A 13,609-nucleotide genomic window follows, 5' to 3' on the forward strand; every position below is an offset into this window, starting at 1 on the left:
CGATAAAAACTGGTGCGGCCGAGAAGACTTGAACTTCCAAGGCCTTATGAGCCACAGCGACCTCAACGCTGCGTGTCTACCAATTCCACCACGGCCGCACTATATTCTAGTTTTTATATAATTATTTTAAATTACTTAATCATTTTAGAATTTTTCATCTAGAGTGTCAATCTGATACTAGAATAATTTAGAAATTACCTGTATAATTTGATTATGAATTTTGTGATTATAAATTTTAATCATTTAAGATAACCTTACTACTAATTTTTAACTTAGGTTTTTATACAAATGAATATAGCTAATATCTTTATTTTTTTAGCTCTCTCTCTTATAACTAGCTTTCATTTCGTCCATGCACAAATATTATACACATGGTCTCAAGTTATCCCAGAAAATAAATTAAGCATACGTGCAATTACAGACAATGACATGTGTCCCATTGTTTATGTCGATGGCGAGGAAACAGAAATGCTGAATCGCAGCTCAATTAACAATGGTGATCATAACGAAACAGTTTGTGAACTGACAGTACAAACAAGTGCCAAAAACATTAGTATTGAGGATCTACGGGTTCCTATATTACCAAAAAAGGTTAATAAAATTGCTTTCATTGGTGACACGGGCTGTAGAATAAATATGTTATTTCAGCAGGAATGTAATTCGGTAGATAGCTGGCCTTTAAAAAAAAATTTAGATTCAATCGCCCTTCATAAACCAGATTTAATTATCCATGTTGGTGATTATCATTATAGACAAACAAAATGTAGAAATACAAAAAAGTGTGGCGATATTTATGGATATAATAAAGAAGTTTGGTACGCTGATTGGTTTGAGCCTGCAAAGGATATTTTATCACAATCCCCTTTCCTTTTTGTTCGTGGAAACCATGAGAGTTGTGATAGAGCTTATGAAGGATGGTTCAGGTATCTAGATTCATACCCCTTTTCGTCTGAAAAATGTGGAAACTTCGTTTCTAGTTGGTCCTTAGATACTGGACCGATGAAATTTTTTATCTTCGACTCTTCATCCGGTGAGGATATTTTTACAACCCAAAGCACAATTGATGCTTTTGAGAGGCAATTTGATAAATTGATACAAAATAGTTCTGACAAGCCCATGTGGTTTTTAACTCATAAACCGCTTTGGAGATCTCCAAAAAAAGAATTTTTGACATTAAAAAGCCATGGTAATCTTACACAAATCGAAGCTTTTGGAGATAAATTTCCAAGCAATGTTACTACCATAGTTTCTGGCCACATTCATATAGCCCAGATTTTATTAATGGATAATGTTCCAGACCAAATTATAGTTGGAAACGGTGGTGCATCATTACACGCTCAAGATCAAGAATCTGTTTATCAAAATGTAGAATTTGACTATTCAAATGGTAAAAACTACTTAGCACACGAGGTTAGAAACTTTTTTGGCTTTGGCTTTGCAATACTAAATTTAGATGATCACGAATTTACCTTCTATAATCAACACAATAAGGAAATGTATTCTGCGAAGCTAACAGAAGATTTTAAACTTAAACGGATTAAAACTATAGTCGATTCATTTTAGGATTTGTTATTAGCTATTTTAAAAACGCTACTTAAACATTTTTTTTAATCGATTGATTTCATCAGCAAATTTTGAGTCGGTCTTTATAAAATTTTCTACTTGTTTTACTGCATGTATAACAGTAGCATGGTCTCTGCCACCAAAGTTTCTCCCAATATCTGGTAGGCTTTTTTGCGTAAATTTTTTGGCAAAATACATAGCTATTTGTCTTGGCCTTGCAAGACTGCGAAGCCTTCTATTGGATTGCATATCTGCAACCTTTATATTGAAAAATTCAGCTACTTTCTTTTGTATTTCTTCTATTGTGACTGACCTATGATTTGACCTAAGAAGATCGATTAGGGTTTCACTAGCTGATTCTACCGTCATACTTCTTCCAATTAATGAGGTATGGGTAACCTTATTTAATGCTCCTTCTAATTCTCTTATATTAGATTTTATGTTCCTTGCTAAAAACTCTAGGACATCTTTCGGAACATACATATTCATCTGCTCCACTTTTGCCTGCAATATACCAAGCCTTAATTCAAAAGTTGTTTCATTAATATCTGCCACCAACCCCCAACCGAGTCGTGATCTTATTCTTTCTTCCACTCCATCAAGATCACTAGGAGACCTATCAGCTGATATAACCAATTGTTTATTTTGGTCTATCAATGCATTGAAAGTGTGAAAAAATTCTTCTTGTGTACTATCTTTACCACTGATAAATTGCACATCATCTACCATCAATACATCTACTGATCTAAATTGCTCTTTAAATAACATAATATCTTTGCTTCGCAGCGCTGTAATATATTGGTACATGAATTTCTCTGCTGATAAATATACTACTTTTCTTTTTTCTGATGGGGAATTGACTATGTGCCAAGCTATAGCATGCATTAGATGTGTTTTACCAAGTCCCACTCCACCATATAGAAACAAAGGATTGCTGCCTAATATTGGATCTATAGATTCTGCCACACGCTTTGCCGCCGTAAATGCTAATTCATTTGACTTTCCTACCACAAAATTATCAAAAGTGAATCTGGGATCCAGTGGTGAACCAAGATTATGATTACTTTCCTCTCTGTTTTTTAGTATAACATTAGAATTTGAATTCCTTTCCTCAATTACTTGAATATCAATAGAACATATACTTTTATCTTCGCTTTGCCATAATGATAGTATTTTTTTCATGTAATGAACTGTAATCCACTCTTTTATAAACCTTGTTGACACGGATAAAAGAACTTCCTCATTTCTGCTACTGATAAATTTTAGCGAACTCAGCCAGCTGTTATATGTTGCTTCTCCATAAAGATTATAAAGACAATTTTGGATTTTTTCCCAAGTAACATTGTGATCCGTTACTGTAATAATCTGATCAAAAAACATAGTAGAAACCTTAGGGCTAGTTAAGTTCATATACCACACCAAGAAAAAAGCAATAATTAGAAAAATATAAGACAATCAATAGCTTACTGCAAAATGAAAAGCTAATACTACTTAATACATACTAAAAATTATGGTGATTTTTTGATGGGTTGTAAAGGGTATAAAAACACTAAAATTGATCATTTTTATTTCAAAGAAATGAAAAATTTGTAAATGTCGCTTGTATCGAGGATTAGAAGCATGCTATTAAAAATAGTAATACATTATGTATAAATAAGATGTTAAATTTACTGGCAAATAAGTAAAGTATTCATATAAATATAGCTAACCTAATATAGATTTACTGAAGCAAATTTATGATTATATTAAGTAATTTGAGTTGTTATGCTGTATTCGGTATTGAACTAGAGTTTTACATTGAAGGAATAGAAAAAGAATATTTATTTCTGAATAGCATCAAAAATAAAATAGCATTTCTTGAATTTTCTTGCGAGAAGGAGAATTCTACACATCAATATGAGATAAAAAGTGGTTGTTATACGAACTCCGACAATTTAATTAAGCATTTTGAGTTAGCAAAACAATTACTTACTGAAGTAGCACAAAAACTTGGTGGGAACGTTTCTTTTAAAGCAAAGCCTTATTTGGATAGAGCAGGCAGTGCATTAAATGTGCATGTTAATCTCGTGAATTCAAATAACGATAACTTATTTTATATCAATGAGCAAAAGTATAGTGATTATTTGATTCATAGTATTGGCGGATTATGTGCAATGATGAAAAAACATATGTTGTTTTTTGCTCCAAATGATGATTCATATTTAAGATTTCAGTACCCGGATATTCACACTCCAACTACGATTAGTTGGGGAGTAAATAACAGAACTGCTGCGATAAGAATTCCCTATTTTGGCAACGATTCTAAAAGATGCCGCCTAGAGCACCGTGTTCCTGGAGCAGACTGTAACCTTGAAAAAGTACTCACAGCAATAATTGAAGGTATGGTTTTTGGTATAGAAAATAAAATTACTCCGCCAAATAGAGTGTATGGCATTGCATCTGATCCTCAATATAAGATGGAGAGTTTGATATAAACTCTAAACACGTTGGTTAACAATATCTTCCATAGTTAGCCGCTCTGGCATTCTCATTGAATTATTGGTTATACTCCCATACTGTGATAGCCACTTTGCAGCAGATAGTTTCTGCGTGCTTTTGACTCAAGCCCTACATTGGTAAGGTCGCTCGATGGCTGCCCAGGAAGTGGATTATCAGATACATCCATGTGTTCAGGAAGAGATTTCATCTGATTCTTTATAGAGCTAGAGCTATTTTGTGTAAGAGTTTTATCATCTGGCATGCCAAGAATAATTTTCTCAGGCACTACCATAGTTTTTGTATAATCAACAGGATTACTATTTCCAGTATCTATAATTTCAACAAGAATTGGTTCGCCAAACGCATTTATAGAGTCACCAAGTAATCTTTTCTCCATGCGTTCTTGTGCTCTTTTATTTTTTAATTCTTCTTCTAGCTCAGTTTCAGTTCTTTTTGGTTCTTTTTTTGGTTCTTTTTCGGATATTTCCATATCTTTTTCTTCACCTTCATCAACACTGCTATACCCTTCATCTTCTGAAACACCAGTAATTTCAGCAGGCCGTTCTTTTTTAGTTCTTATTTTATGAATCAGCGAAAGTAATAAGTAAGTAACCACAGCAGCAGAAATGATAATGGCTATCTTTGCGGCAATGTGGATTGCTGTTAAAAATATTAAAGCTGATAAAGCTCCAGCTAATCCAGACACAATAACTCTTCTCTTGCCTTTTGTTACATTTAAAATTGCCACCATAATAACCTCTCAAATACTGTTCTAGAATTATTATACAGAAATTTTCTTATACTTGCAATTTTGCGAAATTTTAATTATTTGCGTAAAGTTTTAAAGCTATACAAGGATTAATTAATATGCAATGTATCTCGACTATAATATTGTACAAACGCACATATTCAGTTAACATTCAACATGCAGAGCTTACTCATAGAGCGAAACAGGGCGGTGGTATTATTACTTATAGTAATTTTTATCTTCGGTTCATACGTTTATGTAAAAATGCCAAGGGAAAGTAACCCTGATATACAAATTCCTATAATCAGCGTGTTTGTTGGACTTCCTGGGATTTCTGCTCAAGATAGTGAAAAGCTATTAGTGCTTCCTATAGAAAATGAACTAAGATCCATCGAAGGTGTAAGAGAACTAAAGGCATTCGTGACTAATGATGGTGCTCACATGATACTCGAATTTGGAACAGAGTATGATAATAAAGAAGTGCTCGATAATGTCCGTTCAAAGCTTTCAAACATAAAATCGAAGTTACCTGTTGAAGCGGAATCTCCGATAATCAATGAAATAAACTTGAGCTTATTTCCGATACTCAATGTCGGCTTAATTGGTAATTTGCCAGAAAGAGCCTTGACTGAAATAGCACGCAAGCTAAAGAAAGAAATAGAATCTCTGCCAAATGTTCTCAAAGTTGAAGTGGCAGGTATGCGTAAAGAAACAGTGGAAGTTATAATTGAGCCCACAGTTCTAACAAAATATAACATTCAATCAAACGAAATATTCCAAGCTATATCAAGCAATAATAGACTAGTGGGAGCTGGGTCACTGGAAAACGATACCGGTAAATATTCGATTAAAATATCAGGGTTATTAAAAGATATAGAAGATATTATGAATATTCCTATTAGATCTCAAGGCGATGCAGTTTTGAGAATCAAAGATATAGCAAAAGTATACCCTAGGTTTGAGGATCACCAAGGGTTTGCTCGCATTAATGGATTACCTAGTGTCGTGCTAGAAATTTCAAAACGTAACGGAAAAAACATAATAGACACAGTAAATCAAGTAAAATACTTAATGGATAAGGCAAAAGATCAATTACCTAAAAATTTAAAAGTGGCGTACTTAAACGACCAGTCAAAAAACGTCCGCGATGTGCTTGATGACTTGGAAAACGGCATAATATTTGCTGTGTTGTTAATATTGATCATAATGATGCTTTCTGTGGGAACAAGAATTGCTATTCTTGTGGCACTCTCGATACCCGGTTCCTTTCTCATTGGGATAATAGCTCTTTACTTTATGGGTATAACCTTAAATATCGTTGTGCTCTTCAGTTTAATCATGGCTGTTGGCATGCTGGTTGATGATGCAATTGTGATCAGCGAATATGCCGATAGAAAGATGATTTGCGGAATGGACAAAGTAGAAGCCTTTCACACTTCAGTTCGTGATATGTTTTATCCGGTTCTATCATCGACGTTAACTAAATTAGCAGTGTTTTTTCCTCTATTATTCTGGCCTGATACTGTTGGTAAATTCATGCAGTACATACCAATTACAATAATTCTAACTTTGACTGGATCGCTCATTATGGCTTTGGTTTTTATACCAACACTTGGTGCAATATTTGGTAAGCCTTCGATAACTTCAAAAAAAGAAACAAAAAAAATGAGTGCTATAGAAAGTGGTGAAATAAAAAATGCTGGGCCTATAATAAGAGCTTACGTACGCATGCTAGAGAAGGTTTTGGATCATCCTAAAAAATTCGTATGTGCTACTGTATTCGTTTTGTTTTCATTTAGTGTGCTGTACTTTACTTTTGGCCCTGGAGTAAAGTTTTTTCCGAAAGTGGATTCAGATAATATTTTAATCAGTGTTAAAGCAAAAGAAAGCTTATCAGCCAAAGAACGAGATTTGATACTAAAAGAAGTGGAAGAACGCATTTTGAGCGTTGAAAAAGAAATTCATGTTTCTTATGCTAGATCAGGAGCATTTTCAGACAACGTTATCGCCAGAATACAACTAGAACTTATGGATTGGCGCTTCAGGCGCAAAGCTAAGCACATACTAAATGATATAAGGAGCAGTGTGCAAGACATGAAAGGAATAATAATTAATGTTCAAGAGGAAAAGTTAGGACCTTCGGCTGACAAGCCAATACAAATTAACCTCAGCGGAAGTGCATCCAGTTTGAATTTAGCAGCAGAGAAAATTCTAGAAATTATGAACCAACCTTCATCCGGGTTTATAAATATTCAAGATAGCAGATCAGCACCTGAAATAGAGTGGAATATGAGTGTTGATAAGAGTAAAGCTACAAGTTCTGGAGTAAGTGTTGCAACCATTGGCGATTTTATAAAGATGGTTACAAATGGAGTGTTGATTGGAAAATATAGACCAAATAACACGGATGAAGAAATCGATATTGTACTCCGTTTCCCCAGAAGGGACCGCAACATGAAGACTATAGATAATCTTTTTATCAATACAGTTAATGGCCCGTATCCTATGAGCAACATAGTAAAATATGCTCCCGAAAAAAAGGTAAACAAACTAAATAGGATTGATGGATTACGTACAGTGACAATTTCCGCTGATGTGGATACTGGCTATCTTGTTGATGAAAGAGTAAAGTTCATTCAGAGTTCTATTGCCCAGAATTGGGACAAGGGAGTAAAATTTGATTTTAAAGGCGACAAAGAAGATCAACAAAAATCAGGAACATTTTTGTTAAAGGCTTTTATATTAGCGATTACACTAATGATATTAGTATTAGTGACACAGTTTAATAATGTATACCATACATTTATCGTAATGACAGCAGTGTTTTTATCCACCACATGTGTGTTTTTTGTTTTCTTTCTTATCCAACAAGTTTTCGTAGTTGTTATGTGTGGAGTGGGGATAATTGCTTTGGCAGGAATTATAGTGAATAATAACATACTATTGCTTGATGCCTTTCGTCACCAAATTAAGGTACACAAAAATGACATCAAGCGATGTGTAATAAACGCTGCAATTTCTCGCGTTAGGCCAATATTGCTTACCGTTGCAACCACAGTTCTTGGTTTAATACCGATGATTACCAGGTTAAATATCAATTTTTTTACGCTACAAATCACATATGATGCTCCATCAAGCCAGTGGTGGGTTGACATTTCAACAACCATAGCAAGTGGAATATTGGCTGCAACGGTTTTAACTTTATTCTTTACTCCTGCGTTGCTTGTCATACAAAGACATGAAAAAACTTGACTTAAATTAGCAATCATTCAACATTTAAGATAGCGTTCTTTGCCCGTTGAAGCTATAATTATAACTAATTACATTGGATTTATTTATTATGATTGCTAATCGTAAAAGCAGTGTTAAGCAGAAAAGTAACAAGAATAACATAGTTGGAAGCCTTGATGTAATAAAAACAGCAGGAGAGCTTTCACTTCAAAAAGGTTTAGATTTTGATGTTGTAATAAAGGCACTGGAAAGTGCTATAGAAGCAGTGGCTTATCAAAAGTGTGGTAGCAAAAGTAAAATTGTAGTTAATATAGATAGAAATACAGGCAAAGTTACTTCATACAGAAAACTAAAAGTTATTGATGACGAATCAAATGAAGAAGAGAACACTGAGTATGAATCAATTACGCTTACACAAGCTAAATTAATAAAAGGAGATGCAAAAGTTGGAGATACTGTTAGTGAATTGCTCTCTCTTAACACTGATCTTGCTTCAGCAAGAATTGCCCAGCAAAAGATTGCTCAAATAATTAAAGATGAAGAGTCAAAAAAGCAATATGAGGAATTTAAAGATAAGGCGGGAGAAATAAGGTATGGTATTGTTAAACAAGTAGAATATTCAGATCTTATTATAGACATAAATGGCACTAGGGCATACCTTCCTTTGCGAAATTTGACCGGTGGTGAATCATTTCGTGAAGGCGATAAGGTTAAAGCTTACATACAGACTGTTAAGCGCTCTGATGATGGACGTCAAATTATTCTTTCTAGGACTCATGAAGGCTTTTTAGAGGCATTATTAAATCAAGAAATACCAGAAATTGCTGACAGGTTAGTAACAATTAAAGGTATAGCTAGAGACGCCGGCTCAAGGTCTAAGGTCGCTGTTTTCTCTCCTGACAAGAACATTGATCCAGTAGGTGCTTGTGTTGGAGTTAAGGGAGATAGAATAAAAACTATTATACACGAATTAAATGGTGAAAAAATTGACGTTATAAATTACTCCTCAGATTTGGGTCAATTTGTTATTAAAGCCATTACTCCTGCAGAAGTATCGAAGGTTATTATTGATGAAAATGAAAATTGCATGGAGTTAATAGTTGCTGAAGATCAATTGAGTTTAGCTATAGGAAAAAAGGGCCAGAATGTAAGATTAGCTTCAGAGCTTGTTGGATGGAAAATTGAGATATTAAGCACTCAGCAAGAATCAGAAAGGCGAAGTAAAGAACTTAGTCAATGTTCAGCTTTATTTGCTGAAGCTTTAAACTTAGAAGAGATTATGGGTCAGCTATTGGTAACAGAAGGTTTTTCAAGCGTAGAAGATATATCCAGCGCTTCAATTAAAGAGCTTGCTTCAATAGAGGGCTTTAATGAAGATATTGCAAACGAACTTCATAATAGAGCAAACAAGTACCTAAAAACAGAAAATGATAGAAAAATAGAAGAGCTAAAAAGTTTAGGTATGGAAGATGATGTAATCAATTTAACTTTATCAATAGACAATAAAATTGCTCTTAGTAAACATGATATTAAGACTTTAGAGGACATAGCAGATTTATCAAGTTATGAGTTTTGCAGCATGCTCTCTTCCTCAGCTGATAGCAAAGAAAATCTAAAAGATACAGTAGATTCAATAATCATAGAAGCACGTAAAAAGCTTGGATTAATATAATAAAATAATATGAATAATGAAGATATCAGTAATAAAAAATTAACGCTCCAAGGCTTAAGCAAGCTTAAATTAGACCTCAATTTAAACTCTTCAGCTAGCCCAAGTACTGGAGCTACAGTAGTAAAAAAAAGAAGAAAAAAATCTCATGATGCAGAAGAACATAATTTATTTGACGAGAGTAAATTATGTTCTTTAACAGAGAAAGAACAAATTTTCCGCATTAATGCTGTGCAGAATGCTGCTTTGCTGAAAGAAAGAAATCAGAGAGAAGAAAAAGAGAAAACAGCAAAAGAAGACAGCAATAAAGAGATTGACGAGAAAAATGAAGCGGACGCTTTATCTAAAGAAATAAATAAGAAAGTTTTAAGTGATACTCACTTAGTTGAACTAAGAGAAGATAATATTGACTATGAGGGCGACGATAAAAAGTCTTCTAAAGTCAACAAAGATATATATTCTAAGCATTCTAAACTGGTAATTGCACAGGCAATAGATGAAAAAACTGAACAACCCCCTGTATTTAAGCAAAGATTTGGTATAAGAGGTAGAAAGTCAAAGTTTACTAAGGGTAAAAATATATCAAGAGAAGTTATTGTACTAGACAAAATAACTATCAGGGAGTTATCTATTCGTATGGCAGAAGATAGCAAGAGTGTGCTAAAAATGTTCAAAGAAGAAGTTGGTGAGAGTTATAGAGTAGATGATCTGGTGGATCCAGATATAGCATGTGAAATAGTGAAAAAATTTAATCATACGGCCAAACGAGTGAGCGATGCCAACAAAGAAAAGGATTTATTTTTTATAGAAGGCAGAGAAAGCCTGCTTAAAAAACTTAAACCACCAATCGTCACTTTTATGGGCCACGTGGATCATGGTAAAACCTCATTGCTCGATGCATTTCGTGAATCTAATGTTGCAGAAAGAGAGTCAGGTGGCATAACTCAACACATAGGTGCTTATCAAATAACGACAAAAGATAAGCAAAAAATTACTTTCATTGATACACCAGGACATGAAGCGTTCACTGCGATGCGTGCATGTGGTGCCAATATTACTAATATAGTTGTAATAGTAGTTGCAGCTGACGATGGAATCATGAAACAAACAGTTGAAGCAATAAATCATGCAAAAGCAGCAAATGTTTCTATTATAGTTGCTATTAATAAAATTGATAAATCTGAGCCTGGTGATGTGGAGAAAGTAATGAGTAGCTTACCTCAATATGATCTCATTCCTGAAGAGCTCGGTGGTGATGTTATAATTGTGCCAGTATCAGCAAAAAAGAAAACTAATTTAGATAAACTAGAAGAGGCAATTTTGTTAATCGCTGAATTAATGAAGCTAGAAGCAATAGAAGATTGTCGAGCACTTGGATGGGTAATAGAATCCAAAATAGATAAAGCAAAAGGAATATCAGCTACGTTGATAGTTGAGGAAGGAACGTTAAAGGTTGGTGATATATTGGTAGTTGGTACAACATACAGTAAAGTACGTAGTATGGTTAATCACCTTGGTCAAAGAGAAAAAGCAGCACTACCCTCCGCTCCAATTGAAATTACTGGTCTAAATGGTGTGCCAAATGCTGGAGATAAATTTGTTGTTGTAAATTCTGAAAAGCAGGCGCGTGAAATTGTTGAATACAGGCTAGAGTTGATCAAGAAAAAGAAAGAAGATTTGGGCGACAATAATTTAGATATATTCAGTCGTAATAACAGTGAAACAGAAGAACTATCTGTAGTTTTAAAGTGCGATGTAACTGGTTCTATTGAAGCAATATCAAGTTCAATTGATAAACTCGGTAAAGACCAAGTGAAATTAAATATCCTACACAAAGCAGTAGGAGGGATAACAGATTCAGATGTGCTGCTTGCAGAAGCATCAAGTGCAGTAATTTTAGCTTTTAATGTAAAAGTGGACTCAAAAATAAGGGATTTGGCAAAACAAAAAGGTATAGAAATACATACTTATAACATAATATACGAGCTCATTGACGACATGAGAATGTATTTAACTAAAATGTTAAAGCCTATTACACGAGAGGTTCGTGTTGGTTCTGCATCTGTAAGGCAAATATTTAATGTATCTAAAGCTGGTAATATCATTGGATGTTATGTAAGTGATGGAGTCATAAAAAAAGATTCTTTAATTAAGGTAGTGCGTGGTGGCAAATTGGTGCATGAAGGAAAGTTAAAAGCACTACGTAGATTTAAAGATGATGTTAAAGAAGTAGGTGTAAACTTTGAATGCGGAGTATCACTAGAGGGTAATATCGATATTAAAGTTGGAGATATTTTGGAAGCTTATCAATTAGTGCAAGAAGAAAGGGTGTTATAGTAGCTGGATATGAAAAAGGAAATTAGAAACCTAAAAATAGCATCGGTATTGCATAGAGCAATATCAAGAGTCCTAATGGAAGGTAAGGTGTTCAATAAAAATGTAGCAGTATCTGACGTAAAATTAAGTAAAGATTTGAAAAAAGCAGATGTATATATTGTGTTATCTTCATTGAAGATCCAAGTAGCTGACTACTTAGATCCAGAAAAAAGTACGTGGTCACACACTGGAGATCCTTCTGAGAATAACTGTGATATTGACACTGTTGTTAATGAAATGAACCAATCTGCATGGTCAATACGTAAATCTATATTGTGTTATGTTGATTTGCGATTTATACCTGAGTTAGTTTTCAAGCCTGATTTAGCGTTCGATAATTTTGTTAATGTAAGCAAAATATTACATAATCACACTTAATTAATGCATTTCAATCGTTACTTTTCATTAATGAGATTGCACAGTTTAACAGGTTTGTGGCTTGTGCTATTTCCCAGTTTGAGCGGTATTCTTTTAGCCTCAACTTCTCTATCGTATCAGGCTCTTTTTCTTCTTGTTTTGTTTACTATAGGTGCATTTTTAATGAGACCTGCAGGGTGCATAATCAATGACATTTTCGATAGAGAAATAGATGCGCACGTTGAACGAACAAAATATAGGCCACTTGCAAGTGGTGCATTAAACATAAAGCAGGCTTTAGCTTTACTTTCACTGTTACTGTCTATTGCCCTGGTAATCTTATTATTAACTAATAAAACTACACTCATACTTGGAATAATTTCAATGTGTATGATAGCTACTTACCCTTTATTAAAGCGGTATGTTTGGTGGCCACAATTGTTCTTAGGGTTTACCTTCAATATGGGATCGCTCATGGGCTCAGCAGCAATAATAAACCAGATCAGTATAGAATCCTTGCTGTTTTATATAGGATGCGTCTTTTGGACGCTTAGTTATGACACCGTATACGCTCATCAAGATAAAAAAGATGATGAAAAACTCGGAATGAAATCTACCGCATTATATTTTGGTAATACAACAAAATCTTGGTTGAAAAGATTTTATTTAATATCTCTTATGACGTGGCTATATGCTGGTATCTTATCATCATTAAATAACATTTTTTATATTGCTCTACTTGCTGTAGGGTTCATATTTCACCGCCAATACAAAAATTTCAATCCTGACGATCCCAGTCAATGCATGTCCATATTTAAAAATAATTCCTACGTAGGGTTGCTTCTCTTTTTTGGCATCCTTTTAGATAGAATTATCACCTAGGTCTCAAGAGTTTTGGCTCTAATGAAATCAATAGACTTCTTATCCAGGTAGCTCACAGAAACGAAAAAACTTCCTTGACAAGCTCCGCCAGCCCCCTTATCATGAGACTGAAGGTATTCAGTTATCTTCATCTGTGCAGATTAAACAGCAAAAAAACAACGTGGTTGGCGTCTTATTTTTAATTTTTTGCACTATGTGCACCTTATGTCTTCACAACATTTCTGGGTTTTTACCTACACAAGCTGAAATGCGCTTATAAGTCGTTTAAGACAGTATAGAACGCCGATTTGCAGGATTAGAGAGTG

The 13,609-nt window shown here is 34.2% G+C and carries 9 protein-coding genes and 1 tRNA gene; 7 read left to right on the forward strand and 3 right to left on the reverse strand.

Features of this window, described 5'->3' with window-relative positions:
• Positions 1–10: 10 nt before the first annotated feature.
• Positions 11–98 (reverse strand) — tRNA-Leu (locus ACQH1X_RS01215).
• A gap of 190 nt (positions 99–288) precedes the next feature.
• Between ACQH1X_RS01215 and ACQH1X_RS01220 the strand changes: the two genes are divergently transcribed.
• Positions 289–1,563, forward strand: coding sequence for a metallophosphoesterase family protein (locus tag ACQH1X_RS01220; protein ID WP_425386322.1), 1,275 nt, complete (start codon positions 289–291; stop codon positions 1,561–1,563).
• 27 nt (positions 1,564–1,590) lie between these two features.
• Here the strand turns inward: ACQH1X_RS01220 and dnaA are convergent, their stop codons facing one another.
• Complete coding sequence (gene dnaA / locus ACQH1X_RS01225; protein WP_425386323.1) at positions 1,591–2,973, reverse strand: chromosomal replication initiator protein DnaA; 1,383 nt, start codon at positions 2,971–2,973, stop codon at positions 1,591–1,593.
• Positions 2,974–3,299: 326 nt separating this feature from the next.
• On the opposite strand from dnaA, the gene ACQH1X_RS01230 reads away from it, so the two are divergent.
• Complete coding sequence (locus ACQH1X_RS01230) at positions 3,300–4,037, forward strand: glutamine synthetase (RefSeq protein WP_425386324.1); 738 nt, start codon at positions 3,300–3,302, stop codon at positions 4,035–4,037.
• A 68-nt stretch (positions 4,038–4,105) separates the two neighbouring features.
• Here the strand turns inward: ACQH1X_RS01230 and ACQH1X_RS01235 are convergent, their stop codons facing one another.
• Positions 4,106–4,792, reverse strand: coding sequence for a hypothetical protein (locus tag ACQH1X_RS01235; protein ID WP_425386325.1), 687 nt, complete (start codon positions 4,790–4,792; stop codon positions 4,106–4,108).
• Between the two features lie 174 nt (positions 4,793–4,966).
• Between ACQH1X_RS01235 and ACQH1X_RS01240 the strand changes: the two genes are divergently transcribed.
• The 5 genes from ACQH1X_RS01240 to ubiA all read left to right on the forward strand — a co-directional run bounded on the left by ACQH1X_RS01240 (position 4,967) and on the right by ubiA (position 13,304).
• Positions 4,967–8,041 carry an efflux RND transporter permease subunit gene (locus ACQH1X_RS01240; protein WP_425386326.1) on the forward strand — a complete coding sequence of 1,025 codons (3,075 nt, stop codon included), beginning with the start codon at positions 4,967–4,969 and terminating at the stop codon, positions 8,039–8,041.
• Between the two features lie 88 nt (positions 8,042–8,129).
• Positions 8,130–9,692 carry a transcription termination factor NusA gene (nusA, locus tag ACQH1X_RS01245; RefSeq protein WP_425386327.1) on the forward strand — a complete coding sequence of 521 codons (1,563 nt, stop codon included), beginning with the start codon at positions 8,130–8,132 and terminating at the stop codon, positions 9,690–9,692.
• A 9-nt stretch (positions 9,693–9,701) separates the two neighbouring features.
• The gene (infB, locus tag ACQH1X_RS01250; RefSeq protein ID WP_425386328.1) at positions 9,702–12,026 is read left to right on the forward strand and encodes a translation initiation factor IF-2; all 2,325 of its coding nucleotides are present in this window, start codon (positions 9,702–9,704) and stop codon (positions 12,024–12,026) included.
• Positions 12,027–12,035: 9 nt separating this feature from the next.
• Positions 12,036–12,443 (forward strand): ribosome-binding factor A, encoded by a 408-nt coding sequence (locus ACQH1X_RS01255; protein ID WP_425386329.1) that lies wholly within the window; start codon positions 12,036–12,038, stop codon positions 12,441–12,443.
• A 3-nt stretch (positions 12,444–12,446) separates the two neighbouring features.
• Positions 12,447–13,304 (forward strand): 4-hydroxybenzoate octaprenyltransferase, encoded by an 858-nt coding sequence (gene ubiA / locus ACQH1X_RS01260; RefSeq protein ID WP_425386330.1) that lies wholly within the window; start codon positions 12,447–12,449, stop codon positions 13,302–13,304.
• Positions 13,305–13,609 lie beyond the last annotated feature (305 nt).

This window comes from Wolbachia endosymbiont (group A) of Barypeithes pellucidus (genome assembly GCF_964030885.1).
Taxonomy (GTDB): domain Bacteria; phylum Pseudomonadota; class Alphaproteobacteria; order Rickettsiales; family Anaplasmataceae; genus Wolbachia.